The organism is Streptomyces sp. NPDC028305, from assembly GCF_055569495.1.
In genome coordinates this window covers 725,210-745,742 of the sequence record NZ_JBVHTN010000001.1, presented here as the reverse complement: position 1 = coordinate 745,742, position 20,533 = coordinate 725,210, and the positions used below count along the sequence as shown (strand labels likewise).

Annotated in this window: 19 protein-coding genes; 7 read left to right on the top strand and 12 right to left on the bottom strand. The window is 72.2% G+C overall.

Features of this window, described 5'->3' with window-relative positions; all coding sequences use genetic code 11:
• The first annotated feature begins 10 nt into the window (after positions 1-10).
• Entirely contained in the window at positions 11-1,387 is a 1,377-nt protein-coding gene (locus ACZ4WQ_RS03405; RefSeq protein ID WP_468021997.1) for a hypothetical protein, read from the top strand.
• Positions 1,388-1,390: 3 nt separating this feature from the next.
• Here the strand turns inward: ACZ4WQ_RS03405 and ACZ4WQ_RS03400 are convergent, their stop codons facing one another.
• Positions 1,391-2,398: an MASE1 domain-containing protein gene (locus ACZ4WQ_RS03400; protein ID WP_311722785.1), complete on the bottom strand. Its 1,008-nt coding sequence runs from the start codon at positions 2,396-2,398 to the stop codon at positions 1,391-1,393.
• An 85-nt stretch (positions 2,399-2,483) separates the two neighbouring features.
• On the bottom strand, positions 2,484-3,311 hold the full coding sequence (locus tag ACZ4WQ_RS03395; RefSeq protein ID WP_311722786.1) for a PP2C family protein-serine/threonine phosphatase: 828 nt from the start codon (positions 3,309-3,311) through the stop codon (positions 2,484-2,486).
• 335 nt (positions 3,312-3,646) lie between these two features.
• On the opposite strand from ACZ4WQ_RS03395, the gene ACZ4WQ_RS03390 reads away from it, so the two are divergent.
• Positions 3,647-4,429, top strand: a complete 783-nt coding sequence (locus ACZ4WQ_RS03390; RefSeq protein ID WP_311722787.1) for an alpha/beta fold hydrolase — start codon at positions 3,647-3,649, stop codon at positions 4,427-4,429.
• Here ACZ4WQ_RS03390 and ACZ4WQ_RS03385 read toward each other — a convergent pair whose 3' ends face one another.
• The 6 genes from ACZ4WQ_RS03385 to ACZ4WQ_RS03360 form a co-directional block, all read right to left on the bottom strand.
• Positions 4,430-5,095, bottom strand: a complete 666-nt coding sequence (locus ACZ4WQ_RS03385; protein WP_468021996.1) for a lytic transglycosylase domain-containing protein — start codon at positions 5,093-5,095, stop codon at positions 4,430-4,432.
• Between the two features lie 91 nt (positions 5,096-5,186).
• Positions 5,187-5,861 (bottom strand): DedA family protein, encoded by a 675-nt coding sequence (locus ACZ4WQ_RS03380; protein WP_358844034.1) that lies wholly within the window; start codon positions 5,859-5,861, stop codon positions 5,187-5,189.
• 276 nt (positions 5,862-6,137) lie between these two features.
• Positions 6,138-6,617, bottom strand: coding sequence for a DoxX family protein (locus ACZ4WQ_RS03375; protein ID WP_311722790.1), 480 nt, complete (start codon positions 6,615-6,617; stop codon positions 6,138-6,140).
• Between the two features lie 42 nt (positions 6,618-6,659).
• Positions 6,660-8,642: an FAD/NAD(P)-binding protein gene (locus ACZ4WQ_RS03370; RefSeq protein WP_468021995.1), complete on the bottom strand. Its 1,983-nt coding sequence runs from the start codon at positions 8,640-8,642 to the stop codon at positions 6,660-6,662.
• 188 nt (positions 8,643-8,830) lie between these two features.
• Positions 8,831-10,564 (bottom strand): alkaline phosphatase D family protein, encoded by a 1,734-nt coding sequence (locus ACZ4WQ_RS03365; RefSeq protein WP_468021994.1) that lies wholly within the window; start codon positions 10,562-10,564, stop codon positions 8,831-8,833.
• A 147-nt stretch (positions 10,565-10,711) separates the two neighbouring features.
• Complete coding sequence (locus ACZ4WQ_RS03360; protein ID WP_468021993.1) at positions 10,712-11,383, bottom strand: HNH endonuclease family protein; 672 nt, start codon at positions 11,381-11,383, stop codon at positions 10,712-10,714.
• A gap of 211 nt (positions 11,384-11,594) precedes the next feature.
• Here ACZ4WQ_RS03360 and ACZ4WQ_RS03355 point away from each other — a divergent pair, with 211 nt between their 5' ends.
• Entirely contained in the window at positions 11,595-12,437 is an 843-nt protein-coding gene (locus tag ACZ4WQ_RS03355; RefSeq protein WP_311722794.1) for an ABC transporter permease, read from the top strand.
• A 197-nt stretch (positions 12,438-12,634) separates the two neighbouring features.
• Positions 12,635-13,216: a TMEM165/GDT1 family protein gene (locus ACZ4WQ_RS03350; RefSeq protein ID WP_311722795.1), complete on the top strand. Its 582-nt coding sequence runs from the start codon at positions 12,635-12,637 to the stop codon at positions 13,214-13,216.
• A gap of 80 nt (positions 13,217-13,296) precedes the next feature.
• Here ACZ4WQ_RS03350 and ACZ4WQ_RS03345 read toward each other — a convergent pair whose 3' ends face one another.
• Both ACZ4WQ_RS03345 and ACZ4WQ_RS03340 read right to left on the bottom strand, forming a co-directional pair.
• A complete protein-coding gene (locus ACZ4WQ_RS03345) occupies positions 13,297-13,959 on the bottom strand; it encodes an HAD-IA family hydrolase (protein ID WP_385341798.1) in 663 nt (220 codons plus the stop codon).
• Positions 13,960-14,140: 181 nt separating this feature from the next.
• Positions 14,141-15,331, bottom strand: a complete 1,191-nt coding sequence (locus ACZ4WQ_RS03340) for a peptidoglycan-binding domain-containing protein (RefSeq protein ID WP_468021992.1) — start codon at positions 15,329-15,331, stop codon at positions 14,141-14,143.
• A 139-nt stretch (positions 15,332-15,470) separates the two neighbouring features.
• On the opposite strand from ACZ4WQ_RS03340, the gene ACZ4WQ_RS03335 reads away from it, so the two are divergent.
• Positions 15,471-17,543, top strand: coding sequence for an MFS transporter (locus tag ACZ4WQ_RS03335; protein ID WP_311722798.1), 2,073 nt, complete (start codon positions 15,471-15,473; stop codon positions 17,541-17,543).
• A 112-nt stretch (positions 17,544-17,655) separates the two neighbouring features.
• On the opposite strand, the gene ACZ4WQ_RS03330 is transcribed toward ACZ4WQ_RS03335, so the two are convergent.
• Complete coding sequence (locus tag ACZ4WQ_RS03330) at positions 17,656-18,201, bottom strand: GNAT family N-acetyltransferase (RefSeq protein WP_311722799.1); 546 nt, start codon at positions 18,199-18,201, stop codon at positions 17,656-17,658.
• An 80-nt stretch (positions 18,202-18,281) separates the two neighbouring features.
• The gene (gene sigJ / locus ACZ4WQ_RS03325; protein ID WP_311722800.1) at positions 18,282-19,259 is read right to left on the bottom strand and encodes an RNA polymerase sigma factor SigJ; all 978 of its coding nucleotides are present in this window, start codon (positions 19,257-19,259) and stop codon (positions 18,282-18,284) included.
• A 172-nt stretch (positions 19,260-19,431) separates the two neighbouring features.
• Between sigJ and ACZ4WQ_RS03320 the strand changes: the two genes are divergently transcribed.
• Both ACZ4WQ_RS03320 and ACZ4WQ_RS03315 read left to right on the top strand, forming a co-directional pair.
• A complete protein-coding gene (locus ACZ4WQ_RS03320; RefSeq protein ID WP_311722801.1) occupies positions 19,432-20,016 on the top strand; it encodes an NADPH-dependent FMN reductase in 585 nt (194 codons plus the stop codon).
• A gap of 22 nt (positions 20,017-20,038) precedes the next feature.
• Positions 20,039-20,479, top strand: coding sequence for a YybH family protein (locus ACZ4WQ_RS03315; protein ID WP_311722802.1), 441 nt, complete (start codon positions 20,039-20,041; stop codon positions 20,477-20,479).
• The last annotated feature ends 54 nt before the right edge of the window (positions 20,480-20,533 follow it).

The window sequence follows — 20,533 nt, the reverse complement described above, 5'->3', positions numbered from 1 at the left end:
GGGAAAGACGATGGGGGCTCTCACCTACGCGGATCTCATCGGCGCTGATCTGGGGAAGCTCGGCACCGCGGTCACGGACTGGAAGTGTGCCGTCGACCGTTTGAAGACGCTCATGACCAACGCACATTCGGGTCTGCTGAAGAAGTCGGAAGGCGCGCGATGGGCCGGGCTCAACGCGACCGTCACGCGTGAGTTCGTCGCCAAGACCGCGAAAGAGTTCGAGGATCTGCACAAGGAAGCCAGCAGCATCTGGAGCGTCCTGGACGACGCGCACTCCCAGCTGACCGAGATCCAGGCCGGCGTCAAGTCGACCGTCGCCCAGGCGCAGGACGAAGGACTCCGGCTCGCCGACAATTTCGACGGCACCGTGCGTTTCTTCTACCCCCATTCGCCCGCGGACGACGGAACGCGGACGCAAACTCAGCTGGACACCCAGCAGGCATACGCCAACCGCGTCAACCGGAACCTCGCCCGGGCCGTCGAGGTCGACGGCATCGTCAAGGCCGCGCTGGCCAAGAGCCACGGCGGCGACCCGTACAACGCGGGCCACGCCGGGTATCACTCCCTGGACGACGCCAAGGTCGACCGGGCCATCGACCTTGCCGCGCTGGGCCAAGAGGTGAACCCCAGCCAGCGCGCCGAACTGCGCAGGATCTGGGACGGCCTCAGCCCGGAACTGCGCGGCCGGGTCTGGGATGCCGACGCGCTGGGGCTGGTGGCCGCCGGGATCACGGACCCGCAGTACAAGTGGAAGCCGGCGGATGTGGGATCCGGGAAGTTCCACTCGCGCGATCCCGGCTACAAGGACCATCTGTTCCAGCTCGAGGCGAAGGCCATGGCGAAGGGCGGCGGGCTGGCGGGCTACGACCAGGGGGCCCGCGCGTTGGCCCACTACCTCGGAGGGTCCGGAAAGCCGCTGGATCTGGACATCGACCGTATGTGGGACGAGGACAAGGGATTTCGGAAGGCCGCCACGGAGAACCTCGCCAAGCATGAGGACGAGTGGCGGCAAAAGGCCCTGAAAGCGTTCGAGGAGTCCGGCGGCCGCACAGTGTCCATTCCGGTGGAGACGAAGGCCGAGGGCTACGAGCAGAGCGACCGCGACTGGAACTTCGCCGTCGGCCACGCGATGGTGAACAATTCGGGAGTCGTGAGTGTGGTGCCCGATGAACACGGGAAGCCCAAGGTGTCCCTCGACTACCAGGTGAATGTCTGGGACCGATACAACTGGGATGACGACACGTCCTTCGACATCGCGGGCGTCACCGTCACGGGCGCGCAGATGCAAGGGCTCCACCAGACCGGCCTCGCCCAGGAATTCAATATGCACGGCAGCAGCTCGACTCAGTGGCGCGACCTGACTCAGCCGCGGAAGCCGGAGGGCTGACGGCTACGGGGGGTCCGGCGGGTGGTCGCCTTGGCGGGGCGGCGGCCACTGGCGCAGCGCCTCGCCGGGCGCCAGCCGGACCACCACCTCGGCGAGCTGGGTGCAGATCTGCTCGATCTGCTGCCGGGTGCGGTTCCGCTCCGTGATGATCGCCGACAGCAGCAGCGCGGTCAGCGCGGTCGAGCCGTTGAACGCCTGCAAGGTGACCATCCGCGCCAGCAGCGTATGCCCCGCGAACGGGCCGACGCCCGCCGCCGTCGCCTGGATCGCGATCACCGACACGATGAGCGCGCACGTCGCGGCCCCCGCCAGCTGGAAGCGCAGCGCCGCCCAGATCAGGAACGGGAAGACCAGAAAGAGCAGGCTGCTGACGGAGTGCGTGGCCAGCAGGGCGACGGCGGTGGTGCTCAGCACCAGCAGCACCGCCTCCGCCCACCGGTACGGGGGGATGTGGCGCGGCACCCGGGCCCTGCGCAGCACCAGCAGCAGCGGTGTGACGACCAGGACGCCCATCGCGTCCCCCGTCCACCACACCGACAAGGTCGACCAGAACTCGTCGGCCGGGAGCCCGCCCTCGAGGACCAGCACCCCGGTGCCCACCGTGGAGCTGATCAGCATTCCGGCCAGCGCGCCGAGGAAGACCAGCGACAGCGCGTCCCGCAGCCGGTCGAGCTCCGTACGGAACCCCATCCGCCGCAGCAGCAGGTACGAGCAGACCGGGGCCAGGGTGTTGCCCGCCACGATCGCGACGACCGCGGGGACCGTCGGGCCGATCGGCGCGTTGATCGCGAGGGCGCCCAGTGTGATACCCGGCCAGGTGCGCAGGCCGAGGAGAAGCAGGCAGGTCACGGCGATGCCGGTGGGCGGCCAGAGCGGGGTGACCTGTCCGCGCACCAGCTCCTGGAGCAGCCCGATCCGCGCCCCGGCGTAGTAGGCCGCCGCGACGGCGACGATCCGCAGACCCGTGGCGCCGTATCGCCGGATCCAGTCGTCGCCTGCCACAGCGGCCATCAGACAGCGTGGTCGTAGTCGGGTGCGGGTGACACGCAGAGCCGTGGCGCGGCGTCCGCCACACGGAGGAACGGCGGCGCGGCGCTCATGGGCGTACGTCGTCGTGGCGGAGCACCAGCACGGCCGCGTCGTCGCAGTGGCCGGTGCGGTCGGCGACCTTGCTCACCCGCGCGGCCAGCTCCTCCGCGTCGTCGTCGTAGCCCGCGCCGACCAGCCGGGACACCTCCGCCAGCCCCCGGTCGATCGGGTAGGACGGGCCCTCCACCACGCCGTCCGTGAACAGGACGAAGGCTCCCGCCCGGGTCAGCAGGTGCCGGGTCACCGGATAGGTCTCGCCGGGCTGGATGCCCAGCGGCAGGCCCCCGGGGTCCCAGACGACCTCGGCCGGGCGGCCGGCCGAGGCCCGGACCGCGGGGACGTGGCCCGCCCGGGAGCAGGCCAGCTCGCCCGAGGCGGGGTCGAAGCGGAGGAAGGTGCAGGTGGTGAACAGGTCGGTGCCCATCGAGATGAGCAGCTCGTTGACGCCGTGCAGCACCTCGCCCGGGTCGCAGGTGGCGGCGGCGATGGCGCGCAGCCCCGTGCGGACCTGGCCCATGAAGGCCGCCGCCTCCACGTCATGGCCCTGTACGTCGCCGATGGCGAAGCCGATCGAGGCGGTGCCGGGCAGCGCGAAGACGTCGTACCAGTCGCCGCCGACGTCCAGCCCGTCGCGGGCGGGCGTGTAGCGGGCCGCGGCCCGCAGTCCGGGGGGTGTGGGCAGCTCGGTGGGCAGCATATGGCGCTGGAGCGCCGCGGCAAGCTCCACCCGTGCCTGTTGCAGCTTGATCCGCTCGAGGATCTGAGCGGTCAGCCGCCCCAGGGAGCGCAGCGCCTCTTCGGTGCTCTCGTGCGAGGTGGTGCGACGGCGGTTCATCAGTGCTCCGATGGGCACCTCCCGGCGATGGCCGGAGGAGCTCTGCCCGGGTCTTATGTTACGCGCGGTTGTTACGCGCGGTCACGGCCGAAGGAGCCGCCGGCGGGCCGGGGAGGGCGGCGCGGACATCGCCATCCGTGCCGGTTGTCCGCACCGTACGTGAGCGGGAGCGGCCCGTACGTGAGCGGGGCGGCGACCAGCTCTCTGTCAGGTCACAGTCAGGCCCGGCTACGCATATGCGCAGCGGCCTTGCCGAGGCCGCCGGTTGACGCCACCGTTGTGCGGCAACGGGCACGCGCGCCGCGCGCCCGTCCTCGACTGGGACCGGAGGTGCCATGGGACCGATCGTTCCACCCCTCGTTCCACCGTATGAGCTCGTCGGCGAAGGACCACGCCGGATCATGGCCGTGCACGGCTGGTTCTCGGACCGCGCCGCCTACGCCGCCATGCTGCCGCACATCGACCGGCGGGCCTTCACCTACGCACTCCCCGATCTGCGCGGCTACGGGGAGGCGCGGGACATCCCCGGCGAGTACACCACCGGCGAGGCGGGCCGCGATCTGCTCGCGCTCGCCGACCACCTCGGCTGGCAGCGGTTCTCACTCCTCGGGCACTCGATGGGTGGCGCCGTCGTACAGCGCGTCGTGGCCGCCGCCCCCGACCGGGTCGAGCGGCTGCTCGGGGTCGCGCCCGTCCCCGCGAGCGGGATGCCGATGGAGGGCGAGCAGTGGCGGCTGTTCACATCCGCCGCCGAGCGCCCCGAGAGCCGCCGGGCGATCATCGACTACACCACCGGCGGCCGCCACCCGGCCGCCTGGCTCGACCTGATGGTCAGGCACTCGCTGGAACAGAGCGACGCCAAGGCGTTCCGGGCCTGGCTGGACTCCTGGGCCCTGGAGGACTTCCACGAGGACATCGTGGGGGCCCGGGTGCCGGTCCGGGTGGTGGTCGGGGCACATGACCCGGCGCTCACGGCGGAGCTGATGCGGCTGACCTGGCTGCGCTGGTATCCGCGTGCCGACCTCGTCGAGCTGCCCGACGCCGGGCACTACCCCGCCGACGAGGCCCCGCTGGAACTCGTGCGCGCCGTCGAGGACTTCATCACGGCGGACGCGTAATCACGGGCCGGGTGCGGCGGCTTCGGGCCCCGGCCCCGAGCCCGTCCCGGAACCGGATCCGGATCCGGAAGAGCGTGAAGGACGAGGTGAGGGGGACGGATGCGCCGCCGCGTACTTCGCCTCGCTCTCGCGGTACTGGGGGAGCAGCGTGTTGAGGATGCGGTCCACGTACTCGCGGGTCTCGGCGATCCTCGGGATCCCGCGGGCCCTGAGGACCGCGTTCGGACCGGCGTTGTACGCGGCGAGCGCCAGCTTGGTCGGGTCGCCCGGCAGGTCCTTCACCACGCCGTACAGATGGCACATGTAGCGCGCCTGCGAGGGGATGGCGTCCTTGGGCTCCCAGACATCGGCCTTGCCGTCGCCGTCCCCGTCGCGGCCCCACTCCTTCCAGGTCTCCGGGGCGAACTGCGAGATGCCCTGCGCATGCCCGGAGTCGGCGTCCGGCCGCCAGTCGCTCTCCGCGTGGATCTGCGCGGCCAGCAGCGGCACGCTCACCTCGGGGCAGGTGCGGGCGGCCGCCTCGACCACCGGGCGCTCGGCCTTGGGGATGGTCGGAAGCTCGGGCTCCGAGGGGCCGGTGAACTGCCGTACGACGAGGAGCGCGGCGGCGATCAGCAGGGCGCTGCCGACCAGGGTGCCGGTCGTACGGCTGCGGCGGGTCACCATGCGGGGGCCGGCGGGGTGGGGATACGCATGAGGGGACGGTAACGGGATTTCCGGGCCGGGTCCGGAATTCCTGTGCCACGCAGCCGTGCCGTCAGGGCTGTCCCGCCGCGCCCGCCGCCGGCTGGGCCGGGAGCGGCTTCTCTTCGGCGGGGCGCCGCATCACATACGCCGCGCCCGCGCCCGCCGCGAAGAGCGCGAGCACCGAGACCGCCGTGCCCAGCCACGTGGCGCCGAGCCACTGGCCGCCGACGTATCCGAGGCTCACGCTGTAGGCGGCCCAGGCCAGTCCGGCCACCGCGGACCAGGGCAGGAACTCCTTGACCCTGCGGTGCGCCGCGCCCGCGCCGAGGCTGACGACCGAGCGCCCCGCGGGCGCGAAGCGGGCTATCACGACCAGCGTGCCGCCTCCCCGGACCAGCGCCGTGCCCAACTTCTCCTGGGCGGAGGTGAGTCGGCGGGAGCGGGCGATGGCGCGGTCGAGGCGGTCGCTGCCGCGCCAGGCCAGCCGGAAGGCGACCATGTCGCCGAGGACCGAGGCGGTGGCTGCGCACAGCACGAGGGCGAGCATCTGGGAGAAGTCGGCGGCGCCCGCCTGGACGCGCACCACGCCCACCGCGTCCACGGTGGTTCCGGCGGCCGCGGTGGCCGCCGTGATGACGAGAACACCGCTCGGCAGGACGGGGAGGAACACGTCGAGGAGAACAGAGATGCCGACAACCGCGTAAATCCATGGGGTGTTGGTCAACGCCCCCAGATGTTCCAACAACGCTTCTCCCGATCCGGTTCCCCCCAGCCGTGTCGCCGCTGTGGGGAGCGGCGGACGGCATTCACAGCCATACAGCGTACGCCTGTGACAGGAGAGGATAGCGGTAACGGGCGCTGATGTTGTTCGAATCACGTTGCGCGGGGGTTGCCTCCCCCGGTGACGAAGGGGAGGTACCCCCGCATAACGCGTGAACGCGGCTTGAGGTTTCGGCTTGGGCGGCGCCGACTCAGGCGGCGTGGTTCATGTGATGGCTCGGGTGGTGATTCGGGCGGTGGCTCAGACGGCGGTGGGCTGACGGCGCGTCTCGGGGGCCGTGACCGTCTGGCGCGTCGAGCCCAGGAAGCGGTCGAGGGCCCAGGGGCCGGGGCCGGTGAAGACGATGAGCAGGAACGCCCAGCAGAACATCGCGGCCGCCTCGCCGCCGTTCTGGATGGGCCACAGCTTCTCCGGCTGGTGCTCGTGGAAGTAGGCGTACGCCATCGAGCCCGAGCTGATGAACGCCGCGCTGCGGGTGCCCAGGCCGAGCATGACCAGGCCGCCGCCGACGAGCTGGATCACGGCCGCGTACCAGCCCGGCCAGGTGCCCGCGTCGACGGTCCTGCCGGTGCCCATCAGGCCCCCGAACCAGCCCAGGAGCGAGGAGGCGCCGTGGCAGAAGAACAGCAGGCCGACGACTATGCGGAAGAGGGAGAGTACGTACGGTCTCGTACCGTCCAGTCGGTCGGCGAGGCCCTGGGGGGTGGCGGACGGAGGCATGGGGACGACTCCTTGTTCCGGGGACGGGAAGCAACGGAACCGTCAGGTTAGGTTCCCCTCACCTTTTGTTGCAAGTTCAAGTTCCGCCAACTCTGACACCGCCGCCCGCAGCGCCGCACGGGCCACCGCATCGGTGTCGCACAAGGTCACCGAGTTGACCCCGGGCCGCGCTCCCGCCGCCGTCACCCAGTGCACGCCCTCCGTCGGCACCCCGATGGCGAAGCGCCGCGGATGGGCCCGGCCCTCCGCGTCCACCAGGCGATATGGGCTCGGGGTGACGTCCAGGCCGCCCGTCTCGTACCCCTCCACCCGATGCGGGCGGCACGCTCCGGTACGCAGCAGGCGGGCCAGCAACTCGTCGGCCGTACGCCGCAGATCGGGCTCCGGAAGCCGTGCTTCGACGAGCGTCGTGGCCACCACCGGAGGGCCCGGCACCCGGGCGGAGCGGGCGACGAAACCGGGACAATCCCCGGGCGCCGCGGCGGCCTCCGCGGACACCTCCAGATGCGGACCGAGCACGTCCAGCACCCCCGCTTCGATCAGCGCGGCCATCTCCTCGATGCGCCGGCGCGGCGGGCCGATCGACAGAAAGGCGTTGAGCGGGGTGTACCAGCGGTCGAGATGGGCGCGGCGCGACAGCCCCGACAGACCGCCGTGGTCGACGATTTGCCGCAGCTCATTGCGCAGATCGCGAAAGACGTCGAGGGCCGCCTTGACGGGGCCCGACACATTCCCGAGGCGGGCGTGCGCCACGTCCTCGCGCGCGTACGACAGCAGCCACCGCCGGAAGTCCTCCCGGCCGGTGAAATCCCGGCCCTGGTGCGGGTGGGCCACCGCGTCCCAGGACCAGCGGTCGGCCGGTTTGATGCCGAAATCGTCCAGCACCGCCGCCTCTTCAGCCCCACCGTGCTCGGTGGCCAGAAAGCGCCCCCTGAAACCCGTGCGGCCCGTAGATCCCGGCCGCCCCGGCTGACCCGGCTGGCTCGATTCACCCGGCAGGCCCCGCTGGTCCTGCCGCCGGCTCCGTTGCTCCAGCAGCGCCTCGTAATAGACGGTCTCGGCCTCCTTCGCGACCAGCGGCCAGACCTCGGTCAGGAAGTCCGGCGGATCGCCGGATTCCGCGCGCTTGCGGAACTGGGCTATCGCCTCGGGCGTCAGCAGCAGCGGATGGTGCCGCCCGTGCGCCCCCTTCGCGTTGTCGCCCCGCGCGTGGTACGGAATGCCGCGCCGGGAGCCCGCGTACAGCCGCGGTTCGAGGCCCGAGGGACGGTAGACCAGCCGGCCGCCGTCGCCGGGCACGAACCTGCCGCCGCGGCCGACCGTCAGCAGCGCCATGTGGTCGAAGAAGTTGAGGCCAAGGCCGCGCAGCAGCACCGGCTCACCGGGCGCGACGGGCGACAGGTCGAGGTCCGCCGGGTTGGCGGGCGGGTAGTAGCGCAGCCCGTGCGACTCGGCGTGGGAGGCGAACCGTTCCTCCGCCTCGTCCGGCACCGTCGGCAGATGGCCCTGGGCGAGCACGACCGCCCGCAGCCCCTCGAGCCGGGTGCCGTCCTCCAGGGTCAGCGTCTGTTCGCCGTCCGCGCTCTCCTCCAGCCGTACGGCGCGCGCCTGGTGCACCCGGACGGTCACCGAGTCCGGCGCGCCCCGCACCGCCTCCGCGAACACCCACTCCAGATAGCGGCCGTACAGCGCGCGGCTGGGGTAGTCGTCCGGGCCGAGGCCGGGGCCGAGCCCACGGGCCGCGACCCACTCGTGCAGGCTCGGCCCGGTGCGCACCGGGCCCTCGCACTCGACGCTCGCGTCGGTGAACAGAGTCACCTGCGAGGCCACGGTGTTCATCAGCAGCTCGCCCGGCTGGGCCGTACGCCACACCCGGCCGGCGCCGGGCGGGGACGGATCCACCATGTGAACGGTGAGTCGTGCGCCGGGCGCCAGCTCAGGGGCCGAGGCACACAGCCGCTCGAGCACGCTGGTGCCGCGGGGACCGGCACCGACGACGGCTATGGCGTGGGGGTCTCCGGCCAAGATTGTGTCTCCCGGGGCAGATGTGACTCAGGATTCGCCCATCATGCCGCTCGGTTCCGGCGAATCGCGCCGTGGTACGGAACTCCGGCCTCCGTTGTGGTGCTCATCACGCCGGACGCACCCCGCTGGGGCGTGGGTTCGCCACGGCGGGGTCGGTTGACCGGTCGGCGCGCGGGCCGGTGCTCGGCTCAGCCTTCGGGCCAGTCCGTCTCCAGGGCCGTGACCAGCCGGGCCCGCTCGCCCGACGGTTCGGGCAGGGCCTGGTCGAGCCGCAGCCGCGCGGCGCGCCCGCGCAGCGTCAGCGTCATCAGCTGGTTGCCGAACCACGGGCCGCCCGTCTTGCGCCAGTCGAGCCGGCTCGGGGTGACCCGTCCGTGCCGGGCGAAGGCGCGGCCGAGCCGCCTGCCCGCCCGGCTCCAGCCGAAGCGGAAACCGAGCCGGATCGAGGCGTAGGTGCGGTTGTGCACCGGCGAACAGGTCAGCTGGCGCACCTGGCTGTCCGGCGGCTGCGGCCACCGCGACCAGTCGGGCTCGGCGACATACGCGTGATGCACATCGCCGGACAGCACGCTGATCGTCGCCGGCGCCGCGGGCCCGCCGCCGACCTTCGCGATCAGCTCGGTCAGCGCGTCGAAGGACGCGGGGAAGGCGGCCCAGTGCTCCAAGTCGCCGCGCTGGCGCAGGTCTTCCGCGAGGCGCGCCCAGCGCGGGCCGCGCCTGCCGCCGCACACCGACGCGTTCCAGGCCTCCACGTCATGGACGAAGTGCGGCAGCAGCCAGGGCAGCGAGGTGCCGATCAGCAGGTGGTCGTAAGGCCCGGCGCGGCCGCTCGTGGCGTAGCTGTCCGTGCCGTCCAGCGCCTGCTCGCGCAGCCACGCCAGCTCGGGCTCGGCGACCATCGCCCGCGCGCCCTCCGCCAGCACCCGCGCCGCGCGGGTGTCGACCATCAGCAGCCGCACCCGCCCGAAGTCGCGGCGGTAGCTCCAGCGGGTGTACGTGGGGTCGGCGTCCGCGCGGGCGGCGAACTCCCGCAGCTGCTCGGTGCCGTCGGGCGCGGTCCGCACCGCCGCGTACAGCGGATCGGCGGCCAGCTCGGCGGGGGAGAGGTTGCCCAGGTGCTGATACACCCAGTACGACATCAGGCCGCTGAGGATCCGCTCCTGCCACCACGGGGTGGCGCGCATCCGCCGCTGCCACGCCTCGCTGGTGTTCCAGTCGTCGATGACGTCGTGGTCGTCGAAGATCATGCAGCTGGGGACGGTGGAGAGCAGCCAGCGCACCTCGGGGTCCAGCCAGGACTCGTAGTACAGCCGGGTGTATTCCTCGTAGTCCGCGACCTGCTGCCACGGGGGCTGGGACACATCGCGCCGCTCGGCGAGCCAGCGGCGGGTCTCCTCGGAGGTCTCGTCCGCGTAGACCTGGTCGCCCAGCAGGATCAGCACGTCCGGGCGCTCGGCCCCGGGGGTGTGGGCGAGGGTGTGCGCCAGGGCGTCCAGGGCGTCGGGGCCGACCGGGTCGGGCGAGGCGTCGCCGGGCGGCGCGGCCCAGCGGCAGGAGCCGAAGGCGACGCGTACGGCGGCGGGGGCGGTGTCGCGGGCGGTCTCGGGGGCGCCGGAGTCGGCGTCAGGGGCGGCGGGGGTGCGGATCGTGGAGTCGGGGAAGGCCGTGTCGGGCAGCGGCCACACCTGCTCGCCGTCCAGCAGCACGCGGTAGGCCGTCTCGCCGCCCGGCCGCAGCCCGGTGACCGGGATCAGGGCGTAGTGGTGCCCGGCGATCGACCAGGTGCGGGCCGCGCCCCCGGCGCCGTCGGCGCAGCGCACCTCGGCCTCGCAGGGCCGGTCGGCCTCGATCCAGACCGTCGCGCTGGTGCCGGTCTCCCAGTCGACATGGCGCAGCAGCGGTCCCAGGCGCAACACGGCCATCCGGCCCTCCTCCGTCGCTTCGTGGCGTGCAAGCGGTCAAGCCGTCACGGTACGGAACGACGGGGGAGGGCGCGGCGGTTCCGGCTCGGCGGTTCGCCGACGTTCCGGACCGGTGGCTGTTGTCGGGGCTCAGCGGCCGTTCGGCGCTCAGCAGCCGTTCAGGATGGAGCTGAGGGTGCTCTTCTCGGCGGAGTCGACCGACAGGTTGTAGTAGTACTTCACCTGCACCCAGGCGCGGACGTAGGTGCAGCGGTACGAGGTGAGCGGCGGCAGCCACTCGGCCGGGTCCTTGTCGCCCTTCGACTGGTTCACGTTGTCCGTGACGGCGATCAGCTGCGGGCGGGTCAGGTCGTTGGCGAACGACTGGCGCTGGGCGGTGGTCCAGCGGCTCGCGCCGGAGTCCCAGGCCTCGGCGAGCGGGACGAGGTGGTCGATGTCGAGGTCGGAGGCGGCGGTCCAGGTGGCGCCGTCGTAGACGGAGCGCCAGGTGCCGCTGACCGCGGCGCAGCTGGAGTCCTGCTGGACGTTGGTGCCGTCGCGCTTGAGGACGACCTCGCGGGTGTTGCAGGCGCCGCTCTGGGTGATCCAGTGGGGGAAGAGATCGCGGTTGTAGCCCGTACGGTCCTCGGTCGCCACGGTCAGCGAGGCGAGGTAGGTGCGGGCGGTGGCGGCACTCACGGGGGTGGGCAGCGCCGCCTGGGCGGCCGGGCCGTTGAACAGGCCGGTCAGCGCGAGCAGACCGGTGGCCGCAGCCAGTACGCTCAGCCGTCGACGCGCGTAGAGCCCGCGCCGGGTGAAGGCATTGCGTATTCGGGACATGCGAACTCCCTTGGAGTGGGGGACGATTCGGCCCGGCCGGAGCCGGGTAACGCGGGGGTAATGCTGTCGCCGGAACGTTTCTCTCCGGGGTGCGACAGGTAACAGATTGGCGACATGGACACGTCATGTCGAGAGGGCCGGGCCAGGCAATTCCCGGCGGGCGCGCGGTTTTGGGTGTATGCCCCGCGTGGTCGGCGGCCTACTGTGAAGCGTGTCCGCCCTCGCAGCCGCCCCCGTCACCGCCGCCACGGCCTCTGCCGGCTCCGCCACCCTGCTCCCGGTCAACCCGGTCCTCGGGATCGTGCTGGGGGTGCTGCTCCTGACCGCCGTGGCCGTCGCCGCCCGGGCCCACCTCGCCGACCGCCGCGACCACCTCTACGCCCGCGCCATCGCCGTCGCGGGGCTGCGCGCCGCGGTCCAGCTGGCCGCCGTCTCGTATCTGATCGGCTGGGTGGTGCGCGCCCTGCCGACGCTGCTGGCCTTCGTCGCGGTGATGTTCGCCGTCGCCGTACGCACCGCGGGCCGCCGCATCACCGACAACCACACCTGGTGGTGGGCCGCGGTCCCGATCGGCGTCGGGGTGGTGCCCGTGATCGCCGTCCTGCTGCTGACCGGTCTGGTCCCGCTCAAGGGCGTCGCCCTGATCCCGATCACCGGCATCCTCATCGGCGGCGCCCTCACCGCGACCGTGCTCGGCGGCCGGCGCGCGCTGGACGAGCTGACCTCCCGCCACGGCGAGGTGGAGGCGGGCATGGCGCTCGGCCTGCCGGACCGGGACGCGCGGCTGGAGATCGCCCGCCCCGCGGCCTCGGACGCGCTGCTGCCGGGGCTCGACCAGACCCGGACTGTGGGACTTGTCACACTCCCCGGCGCGTTCGTCGGCATGCTGCTGGGCGGCGCCTCGCCCGTGATGGCGGGCGCGGTACAGCTGTTCGTGCTGGTCGCGCTGATGGCGGTGCAGGCGGTGGCGGTCTCGGTGGTCCTGGAGCTGGTCGCGCGGGGGCGGCTGCACCGGGCGCGTCGCGTATCCTTGCCGTCAGCAGAAGGGGAGTAGCTCTTCGCCGGACCGTCGACATACTGCCCGCCCCTCGTGGTGCGGGCCGGCGCCCGGAGCGTATGGCACCCGTCCCGGTGGGGCGGTGCGTACGCCAGCGAGACCTTCGGCCGCAGTGTTCGACGCTGCCGTGCCGAAGCGACCCCTCCCCAAGGGCCCCTCTCGGTGCGGCCCGACCCCCTTGAGGTAGTCAGCCCGTGTTCAGCTTCACCGTCGCCGCCATCGTCTTTGGCGTCGTCTTCCTGGCCGAGCTTCCCGACAAGACCGCCCTTGCCGGGCTGATGCTCGGCACCCGCTATCGCGCCTCGTACGTCTTCGTGGGCGTCGCCGCCGCCTTCGCCGTCCACGTCACCCTCGCGATCGCCGCGGGCAGCGTGCTCGGGCTGCTCCCGCACCGACTCGTCCAGGCGATCGTCGGAGTGCTCTTCCTCGCGGGTGCGGCGGTGCTGCTCCTGAAGAAGGACGACGGCGAGGAAGAGGTCCGCAAGCCTGCCGACCAGAGCTTCTGGAAGGTCTCCGGCGCGGGCTTCATGCTCATCCTGGTCGCGGAGTTCGGCGACCTGACCCAGATCATGACCGCCAACCTGGCCGCCCGCTACGACGACCCGCTGTCGGTCGGCGTCGGCGCCGTGCTCGCCCTGTGGGCGGTCGCGGGCCTGGGCATCGTGGGCGGCCGCACGCTGATGCGGTATGTGCCGCTGCGGCTGATCACGAAGGTGGCGGCGCTGGTGATGCTGGCGCTCGCGGGGTTCAGCCTGTACGAGGCGGTCGCGAGCTGACGCGGACGCCTCCGGCCCGGGCGTCGGCCCGGGCCGGAGGCGTCGTCGCGCGTGAGCCGGCCGGTGGCCGGTGAAGTGGCTCAGTCCGTGAAGCGCAGGCGCAGGGCGCCGGCCGGCAGCGCCTCGACGCGGACCTGCTCCAGGTCCCGTACATGCGCGTCCGGGGCGTGGGCCGCGGCCCGGGGGCCGACCCCGACGACCCGCATACCGGCCGCCCGGCCCGCCGCGATGCCCGCCTCGGAGTCCTCGAAGACGACGCAGTCCGCGGGCTCGATGCCCAGCTCGGCCGCGCCCTTGAGGAAGCCCTCCGGGTCCGGCTTGCTCGCCCCCACGCACTCCGCCGTGACCCGCACGCTCGGCATCGGCAGCCCCGCCGCGCCCATCCGGGCGCGGGCCAGCCCCTCGTCGGCGGAGGTGACCAGGGCGTATGGAAGACCCACGAGCGAGGCCAGGAAGGCGGGGGCGCCGGGGATGGGCACGACGCCGTCGAGGTCCGAGGTCTCCCACTCCAGCATCCGCCGGTTGTCCGCCAGGTTCTCCTCCATGGGCCGCTCGGGGAGCAGCACCGCCATGGTGGCGTACCCCTGCCGCCCGTGTACGACCTTGATGACGCTGTCCCCGTCGAGCCCCTGCTCGGCGGCCCAGTGGCGCCAGCAGCGCTCTACGACGGCGTCGGAGTTGACGAGGGTGCCGTCCATGTCGAGGAGGAGGGCGCGGGCGGTGAGCGGGGCGTGGGCCGGCATCGGCGTACTCCAGGGCGCGTGAAAAGAGACAAGTGGCCCCGCCCGCCGGTCAGGGGGTGCGGGCGGAGCCACTTTGTTCCTTCACGATACAAAAAGCGCCGCCCATACGCCAGTGCGCCCGCGAATCCCTGGTGGATCCGCGGGCGTCTCTGTTCTGCCGTCGGCGTTCTGGTGTCGTTCTTTACGGGTCGTCGGTCCGCGACTCCAGAGCACGGCGCGTATTGGGTCCGTAGACCCCCTTCGGGTCGCCCTCCACGCCGTAGGTGGTCTGGAAGCTGGAGACCGCGTTCCGTACGCCGTCGTCGTACTCGCCGTCCGACGGCCCGAGGTAGATCAGCAGCTGGCCGAGCCGCTTCTGGAGCTCGACCACCTCGGAGCCGCTGTCGCCCTCCTCGAGCACCGGCGGGCCGGTGGGGGTCGGGGTCTCGGTCGGGCCGGGGGAGACGCTGCCGGTGGCGTCGGTCGCCGAGGGCGTGGGCGGGGCGGCCGTTCTGGAGGCCTCATTCGACTTCAGGGTCGTCGGTGCCCGGCTGGGCCGGGCGCTCGGACTCGTCTCCCTGGAGGCGGAGGGCGTCGAGGTGGGGCCGGCGGACGACGACGCCGAGGGCGAGGGGGCGTCGGATGTCTCGTCGTCCTCGGTGGGCGGGTCGTCGGCGGGTGTGCTGGAGCTCTTGTCCGACAGCGCCCGGTCCGCCTCCTGGTCGTTCTTCTTGTCGCCGCCGAGTAAACCGGTGCCGATGGCCAGCGTGCCGGCCACCGCCACCGCGGCGGCCCCCGAGAGCACCGCCACCACCGGGCCCCGCCGGCTCTTGCGGTGGCGCCCACCGGGGCCGGGCGCGGCCACGACGTCGGGAGAGCCGGGGGAGGCGGGAGAGCCGGGGGAGGCGGGGGAGCCGGGGGCGTCGGCTCCGAGCCGTGCGGCCCCGACCGTGGCGATGGGCTGAGTGACGGGCTCGAAGCTCCGGGTCGCCGCGGCGGCCCCCGCGCCGGCTCTCTCCGCTCTCGCTGCGCTCTCCGCGTTCTCCGACTGTTCGGGATCCGCGTCCGCATGGTGGTCGGCATCCTGGCCGTCGCGGACGGATCTGCGGGTCGTCATGCGCTCGAACAGCCGTACGTCGCGGAGCTCGGGGCCGTTGCGGCGGCCTTCGCCGGAGAACGTGACGTATGGGCGCGGGCCCATGGGGTCGTCCTGTATCTCGTCGTCGGGGCCGTTGCGTCTGCCGTCGCGCAGGCCGTCGCGGTCGTCGCGTATGCGGTCCTCGCTGTCGCCCGCCGCCGCGGCGGCCGCGGCGGCGCGCGCTGCACACGCGCAACCGGGGCGGCCGTTGTCGCGCGCCGGCGCGAAGCAGTGCGGGCAGAGGTCTGCCGTCACAAGTCTTTCCCTCCCTGGAGTCGCAGCGATTATGCAGAGCCTGTCATGTTCCGCGCAGCGCTTCCCCCGGAGTCCAGTGCTCCTCGGCAGGCCGTAACGGGGCATAAAGGCGAGGATGGGGGCAGGAAGGAGAGCCATCATGGCGCAGGACGCGAGCCCGGCCCCTGCTCCGGGCCCGGTGGCGGTCGGCCCGGGAGAGGGCCGTACGAGGCGGACGGTCCTCGTGGCGATCGGCGCCCTGCTGCTCGGCCTGATGCTCGCCGCCCTCGACCAGACGATCGTCGCCACCGCCCTGCCCACGATCGTCAGCGACCTCGGCGGCCTGGAGCATCTGTCCTGGGTCGTCACCGCGTATCTGCTCGCCGCGACCGCCGCCACCCCGCTGTGGGGCAAGCTCGGCGACCAGTACGGGCGCAAGAAGCTCTTCCAGGCCGCCATCGTCATCTTCCTCGTCGGCTCGGCGCTGTGCGGGCTGGCCCGGAACATGCCGGAGCTGATCGCCTTCCGTGCGCTCCAGGGGCTGGGCGGCGGCGGGCTGATCTCGCTGTCCATGGCGATCGTCGGCGATATCGTCCCGCCCCGCGAACGCGGCCGCTACCAGGGCCTCTTCGGCGCGGTCTTCGGCGCCACCAGCGTGCTCGGCCCCCTGCTCGGCGGGCTCTTCGTCGACCACCTCAGCTGGCGCTGGGTCTTCTACATCAACCTCCCCCTCGGCATCGTCGCGCTCGCCGTCATCGCCACCGTCCTGCACATCCCGGCCCGCGGCGCCCGCCACACCATCGACTACCTCGGCACCTTCCTCATCGCCTGCGTCGCCGCCGCGCTGGTGCTGATGACCTCCCTCGGCGGCGTCACCTACGCGTGGAGCTCCTGGCAGATCGTCGGGCTCGGGGTGGCGGGGCTGGTGCTGCTGGCGGCCTTCGTCCGGGTGGAGGGGCGGGCCGTGGAGCCCGTGCTGCCGCTGTATCTGTTCCGCAGCCGCACCTTCGCGCTCTGCTCGGTCATCAGCTTCGTGGTCGGCTTCGCGATGTTCGGCACCCTGACCTACCTGCCGACCTTCCTCCAGGTCGTCCAGGGCGTCTCGCCGACCCTGTCCGGCGTCCACATGCTGCCGATGGTCTTCGGCATGCTGCTCGCCTCCACCGGCTCCGGCCAGATCGTCAGCCGCACCGGCCACTACAAGGTCTTCCCGATCCTCGGCACCGGCGTCGCCGTCGTCGGCCTGCTGCTCCTGCACCAGCTGAAGCCCTCCAGCAGCGTGGCCGCGACCAGCGCGTACTTCTTCGTCTTCGGCTTCGGGCTCGGCCTGGTCATGCAGGTCCTGGTGATCATCGTGCAGAACTCCGTCCGCTACCAGGACCTGGGCGTGGCCACCTCCGGCGCCACCTTCTTCCGCTCCATCGGCGGCTCCTTCGGCGTCTCCGTCTTCGGCACGATCTTCGCCAACTCCCTCGCCCCGCACCTCACCCGCGTACTGGCCGGGCAGCGGCTGCCCCCCGGCACCAACCCCGGCGCGCTGAGCGCCGACCCTCGGGCGGCGAGGCTGCTGCCCCCGGCGCTGCGGGCGAGCGTGCTGGACGCGTACTCCGTCTCCATCACCAATGTGTTCCTGTACGCGGCGCCGGTCGTGGTCATCGCCTTCGTCCTGGCCTGGTTCCTGCGGGAGGAGCCGCTGCGGGCCAGCGTCACCGCGCCCGAGGCCAGCGAGGTCGTCGCCAGCAACCCCGTCCAGCGCTCCTCGCGCGACGAGGTCGCGCGCGCCCTCTCGGTGCTCGGCAGCCGCGAGGGCCGCAAGCAGGTCTACGAGGACATCACCCAGCGCGCCGGGCTCGACCTCAAACCGGCCGCGAGCTGGATGCTGCTGCGCATGAGCCACCGCGGCGGGGTCGAGCCGTTCCAGCTGATGGAGCGTTCGACCGTGCCGCTGCGGGCCATCACCGAGGCGGCCCGGCAGATCGAGGAGCGGGGTCTTGGCGCACGGGACGGGGTGGCGCTGGTGCCCACCAGGGCGGGGAAGGAGGTGGCTGAGCGGCTCTACCGGGCCCGCGAGGAGTCGCTGACGGAGCTGCTGGGCGACTGGTGGTCCCCGGACCGCCCGACCGACCTGGTCGAGCTGGTGCGGGAGCTGAACCGGGAGCTGTGCGGTTCGGACGGGGAGCGGCCGGACGACGACGGGGACACGCGCCCACCGGGGCCACGGCGGGCGGCTTAGGCGCAATGCCAGTGACTTTGTGGTGAGTTTGAGACGGCGACACGCCGTCGCTTCGGCGTGTCGGTGTCTCTAACTCACCACAAGTCCATGCCTCGGCCGCGTGCCCCGGCGGTCAGCCGAGGCGGCCGCCGTCGAGCTCCTTGCCCAGCCAGACCTCCGAGTACGGCCCCTCGCAGAACGGCGGCACGTCCGCGTACCCATGGCGCGCGTACAGGGCCCGCGCCTCGGTGAGGTCCAGCCGCGTCTCCAGCACGATCCGCCCGGCGCCCAGCCCGCGCGCGGCCGCCTCGGCCGCCGCGAGGAGCACGGCGGCCGCGCCGAGGCCGCGCATAGTCGGCCGTACGAACATCCGCTTGAGCTCCGCCGTACGGCCGCCGTCGCCGTCCAGCAGCCGCACGCCCGCGCAGCCGGCGGGCTCGCCGCCGCGATGGGCCACCAGGAACGCGCCGTGCGGCGCGGCGAGGTCGTCGCTCGGCATCTCGGCGAGGTGCTTCTCGATCTCCTCGGGGGTCGTGGAACGCCCCTCGTACAGCTCGTACCAGCGGTCGGCGACATCGACGAGGTACTCGCGCAGCAGCCCGGCCGAGACGGGGTCGTCGACCGGGCGCGCGGCGACCGTCCAGGGCGCGCTGGGGCGGGGGAGAGACGTGCTGGTCATGGCGGGCATCCTGGCACCCGCCGGCGGACCGCGCACCCGAGTTACCGTGCGGGCCGCGCGGCCCGCACGGGCCGTGCGGGTCAGCCTGCCGTCCACGGGCGGAGCTTGTCGGGGTTGCGGACGACCCAGATGTGCGTGATCCGGCCGTCTGTGACGTCGAACGCGTACACCGCCAGGATGACGCCCCCGTGCTGGGCCATCAGGCCGGGTCGGCCGTTGACCGTGCGCTCCAGGACCGTCAGGTCGCCGGGTGCCCGGCCGGCGAGCTCGACGATGTACCGCGCGATCCGCTCGCCGCCTTCGACCGGCCGGAGCGCGGCGCTGACCAGGCCGCCGCCGTCCGCGGTGAGGGTGGCGCCGGGGTCGAGGATGCCGATGAGGGAGTCGATGTCCCTGGCTTCCCACGCCTGTTTGAAGTTCCTGACCAGGCCGGCCTGCTGGGCCGCCGGGGCCTCGGGCGGTCCGGAGGCGCGGATGCGGCGGCGGGCCGCGGAGGCCAGCTCGCGGCATGCCGCCGGGGTGCGGCCGGTGATCTCGGCGATTTCGGCGAAGGAGTAGCGGAAGACGTCGTGCAGGATGAGCGCGACGCGCTGGGCCGGGGTCATCGATTCGAGTACGACGAGGAAGGCCATGCTGACCGACTCGTCCAGCGTGACCCGGTCGGCCGGGTCGGCCGGGTCGGCGGTGGTGTGGCCCGGCCGTCCGCTGATCCACTCGGTACGGTCGGGCAGCGGCTCGGGAATCCACTCACCCACGTAGCGCTCGCGCCGGGCCCGCGCCGAACCGAGCAGGTCCAGGCAGATGCGGCTGGCGACCGTGGTCAGCCAGGCGCCCGGCGACTCGATGGCGTCCTGCTGCTGCCGGGACATGGCGTACCAGCGGGCGTACGTCTCCTGGACGGCGTCCTCGGCCTCGGCCAGGGAGCCGAGGAGCCGGTAGGCGAGATTGATCAGCTGACTGCGCTCGCTGATGATCGCGCTCAGGCCCGCGTCGGAGCGGTCGCGGTCGGACCGGTTGTGGCCGGACCGGTCGTGTCCTGGCACCGAGTGGTTGGTCATGGTTCCGGATGCTCCCTGCGTCGGATCTGCCCTCATCAGTCCGACGAGACGGCCCACGCAATTGTCAGGCCGCCGCGCCCCTGACATTCCGGCGGGCCGCGTCGTCGTACTGCTCGAAGGAGCTCACCGGCCAGGAAGCTCACGAGCTCACGCGAGACATGAAGGAGACACGATGATCAAGATCGGGATCATCCTCGGCAGCACCCGCCCCGGCCGCAGGGGCGAACAGGTCGCCCAGTGGGTCCACGGCGCGGCAGCGCGCCGCACGGACGTGGAGTTCGAGGTGATCGACCTGCTCGACCACCCGCTGCCGCACCTGGACGAGCCGACGCCGGCGGCGATGTCAGCGGGCCGGTATCAACACGGGCACACCAGGGCCTGGGCGGATGCCATCGCCTCGTTCGACGGGTTCGTGATGGTCACCCCCGAGTACAACCACTCCATCCCCGGAGCGCTCAAGAACGCCATCGACTACCTGTGCGCGGAGTGGAACAACAAGGCGGTCGGGTTCGTCTCCTACGGCGCCGCGGGCGGCGCCCGCGCGGTCGAACAGCTGCGGCTGATCTGCGGGGCACTTCAGATGGCCGACGTGACCCCGCAGGTCGCTCTGTCGCTGCTGACCGAATTCGAGAACTACACCACTCTCAAGCCGGGCGACCACAACGCCACCGCCCTGGACGCGCTGCTGGACCAGGTCATCGCCTGGAGCACCGCCCTCGCCCCGCTGCGCACCGCTTCCCCCGTCACCGTCGCCTGACGTCTTGAAAGGATGGGTAGAAATGCCCACGCAACGCGAGATCGAAGAAGTCGAGATCCGGCAGCAGGTCGAGAAGATAGTCGAAGGAATCCGGGCCAAGGATCTCGACGGCCTGAAGCAGCTCTACGCGACGGACGTCGTGTCCTTCGACGTGGAGCCGCCGCTCCAGCACGTAGGGATAGAGGCGAAACTGAAGAACTGGACGAACGCGTTCACGTTCTTCCAGGATGTGAATTACGAAGTTCGCGACCTGACGCTCACCGCGGGCGATGATGTGGCGTTCGGACACTTCTTCGGCCGGCTCAGCGGCACGCTGAGGAACGGGACGGCGACCAGCGGTATGTGGGTCCGGGCCACTCTCTGCTTCCGGAAGACCGACGGCAATTGGCTGATCGCGCACGACCAGGTTTCCGTGCCGCTCGATATAGCGAGCGGCAAGGGAGTGACCGACCTCGAACCCTGACGACTCGCGGCGGTGACGCCCCGGTCCGTACTGGCCGGGGCCTCACCGGCCGCG

Excerpts from the sequence above, each read along its gene's own strand:
- ACZ4WQ_RS03405 (WP_468021997.1), top strand. The coding sequence starts at position 11 with ATGGGGGCTCTCACCTACGCGGATCTCATCGGCGCTGATCTGGGGAAG.
- ACZ4WQ_RS03400 (WP_311722785.1), bottom strand. The coding sequence starts at position 2,398 with ATGGCCGCTGTGGCAGGCGACGACTGGATCCGGCGATACGGCGCCACG.
- ACZ4WQ_RS03395 (WP_311722786.1), bottom strand. The coding sequence starts at position 3,311 with ATGAACCGCCGTCGCACCACCTCGCACGAGAGCACCGAAGAGGCGCTG.
- ACZ4WQ_RS03390 (WP_311722787.1), top strand. The coding sequence starts at position 3,647 with ATGGGACCGATCGTTCCACCCCTCGTTCCACCGTATGAGCTCGTCGGC.
- ACZ4WQ_RS03385 (WP_468021996.1), bottom strand. The coding sequence starts at position 5,095 with ATGGTGACCCGCCGCAGCCGTACGACCGGCACCCTGGTCGGCAGCGCC.
- ACZ4WQ_RS03375 (WP_311722790.1), bottom strand. The coding sequence starts at position 6,617 with ATGCCTCCGTCCGCCACCCCCCAGGGCCTCGCCGACCGACTGGACGGT.
- ACZ4WQ_RS03365 (WP_468021994.1), bottom strand. The coding sequence starts at position 10,564 with ATGGCCGTGTTGCGCCTGGGACCGCTGCTGCGCCATGTCGACTGGGAG.
- ACZ4WQ_RS03360 (WP_468021993.1), bottom strand. The coding sequence starts at position 11,383 with ATGTCCCGAATACGCAATGCCTTCACCCGGCGCGGGCTCTACGCGCGT.
- ACZ4WQ_RS03345 (WP_385341798.1), bottom strand. The coding sequence starts at position 13,959 with ATGCCGGCCCACGCCCCGCTCACCGCCCGCGCCCTCCTCCTCGACATG.
- ACZ4WQ_RS03335 (WP_311722798.1), top strand. The coding sequence starts at position 15,471 with ATGGCGCAGGACGCGAGCCCGGCCCCTGCTCCGGGCCCGGTGGCGGTC.
- ACZ4WQ_RS03330 (WP_311722799.1), bottom strand. The coding sequence starts at position 18,201 with ATGACCAGCACGTCTCTCCCCCGCCCCAGCGCGCCCTGGACGGTCGCC.
- sigJ (WP_311722800.1), bottom strand. The coding sequence starts at position 19,259 with ATGACCAACCACTCGGTGCCAGGACACGACCGGTCCGGCCACAACCGG.
- ACZ4WQ_RS03320 (WP_311722801.1), top strand. The coding sequence starts at position 19,432 with ATGATCAAGATCGGGATCATCCTCGGCAGCACCCGCCCCGGCCGCAGG.
- ACZ4WQ_RS03315 (WP_311722802.1), top strand. The coding sequence starts at position 20,039 with ATGCCCACGCAACGCGAGATCGAAGAAGTCGAGATCCGGCAGCAGGTC.